This is a genomic window from Geomobilimonas luticola (assembly GCF_018476905.1).
Taxonomy (GTDB): domain Bacteria; phylum Desulfobacterota; class Desulfuromonadia; order Geobacterales; family Geobacteraceae; genus Geomobilimonas; species Geomobilimonas luticola.
The window spans coordinates 1-620 of record NZ_JAHCVK010000027.1; the positions used below are offsets into that span (position 1 = coordinate 1).

General features: G+C 64.7%; 1 pseudogene. It reads left to right on the plus strand.

Annotated features, from left to right (window positions below):
- Window positions 1-620, plus strand: a pseudogene (locus KI810_RS17155) (methyl-accepting chemotaxis protein); the annotation flags it as partial.

The window sequence follows — 620 nt, forward strand, 5'->3', positions numbered from 1 at the left end:
GACTCGGTGAAATACGGCGAGCTGGCGGCCCAGGAGGCGCGGGCGTCCATGGAACTGTCGGGTGCGGCGGGTAACGCCCTGGCGAACATCGTCAAAAGCATCGAGCAGACGAGCAATCTCATGTCCGAAATCGCCCTGATGACCAACGAGCAGGCCAACGCCTCCGGGCAGGTTCTGAAGTCGGTGGAGCGGATGACCCAGGCGACGGCGCAGGTAGCCAATGCGGCGCGAGAGCAGGCCCAGGGCGGGAAGCAGATCCGGATCGCGGTGGAGCGGATGAACACGGTCACCCAGGAGGTAACGGGAGCGACGCGGGAGCAGGCGCAGGGGAGCAAGCAGATCCGGATCGCGGTGGAGAACATGAACAACGTGACCCAGCAGGTGAGCATCGCGACGCGGGAGCAGGCGCTGTCGGCAAAACAGATCGTGGATGCGATCAACAGCATGAACTCCATGACGCTGCAGGTGGCGAACGCGACGGCGGAGCAGAAGAAGGGTGGGGAGATGGTGGTACAGGCGGTGGAGACCATCAGCGACAGCGCCCGGGAAAACCTGGCCTCGGTGGAACAGCTCTCCCGTTCGGCCCAGAATCTTTCCCAGCAGGCGGTCGACCTGGCCGG